Origin of the sequence: Vibrio sp. Vb0304 (genome assembly GCF_033338995.1) — a bacterium.
Lineage (GTDB): Bacteria > Pseudomonadota > Gammaproteobacteria > Enterobacterales > Vibrionaceae > Vibrio > Vibrio alginolyticus.
In genome coordinates this window covers 1-1,044 of record NZ_JAWOTT010000360.1, presented here as the reverse complement: position 1 = coordinate 1,044, position 1,044 = coordinate 1, and the positions used below count along the sequence as shown (strand labels likewise).

Annotated in this window: 2 protein-coding genes; one reads left to right on the top strand and one right to left on the bottom strand. The window is 42.5% G+C overall.

Annotated elements, in window-relative coordinates:
• On the top strand, positions 1–485 hold a 485-nt coding region (locus R7P35_RS26240), incomplete at its 5' end, for an AraC family transcriptional regulator (protein WP_318093421.1).
• 18 nt (positions 486–503) lie between these two features.
• Here the strand turns inward: R7P35_RS26240 and R7P35_RS26235 are convergent.
• Positions 504–1,025, bottom strand: coding sequence for a lipocalin family protein (locus tag R7P35_RS26235; protein WP_318093423.1), 522 nt, complete (start codon positions 1,023–1,025; stop codon positions 504–506).
• Between the last annotated feature and the right edge of the window lie 19 nt (positions 1,026–1,044).

Sequence of the window (1,044 nt, the reverse complement as noted above, 5' to 3'; positions counted from 1 at the left end):
GCATCGTGATGATTGAAGTTAACGATCTTCTAAAAGCACTGATCAATAAAATGGCTTTGTGGGAGTGGGACATAGAGCAAACCAAAACAAATGCGACAACCATATTGTTTTGGGAAGAGTTTTATCAAGCGAAGCAATTCGAGCTCACTTTACCATTGCCATCGGATCGTCGTTTGGCTTCATTTCGAAACGCGATGACAAAAGGCGGATTCATTGCTCCTGATCTCAACCATTTATCGAAAACAATCGGGGCAAGCAGTAAGACAATTACAAGACTGTTTAAGTCCGAAACAGGCATGTCTTATCAAGATTGGCGCCAGCAATGGCGATTGTTAAAGGCAATAGAGCTGTTGTGTGAGGAGAGACAAGTCAGTGATGTTGCCCATTGCTTAGAGTTTTCATCAGACAGCGCATTCATTGCGTTCTTTAAAAAACAAACGGGACAAACACCACTGAGCTTTATGAAGCATCGAACCTTACTGTAAGGTCAGCAGTTGGACAATTTACTGTTTTTGATCGACCAGGATCAACTCATCTAGCGTAAAGCCTTTCTCTTTGGCGACTCGCTTAAATCGCTCCACCGTCGCCTTATCGACATTTGGTTTCCGAGAAAGTAGCCACAAGTAATCATGGTTAAAACCTGAGACAAAGGCATACTCATAGTTTTCTCCTAGCTCGAACACAATGTACGAGGAATAGAACGGACCAAAAAATGAAACTTTAAGATGGCCGATGTTTTCATCTCCAACGAAATACGCTTGGCCTTCGGCTTGTGTCCACTTTTTATTTTCTTGCGAATAACCACGGTTGATAACCGTGACACCACCGTCTTCACGCAATTCGTATTCAGCCGTAACGTTAGAGAGGCCGCGCTCAAAGGAATGATCCAGTCGAGCGATTTCATACCATTTACCGAGGTAGGGTTGGAGTGCAAAGTTGTTTACAGGTTCAACATCATCTGGTTTTGACGTACAACCAAACATCGCGATCAAACATAACAACATCCATGCTTTTATAGATTTCATTTTTAACTCCAATAGCGAT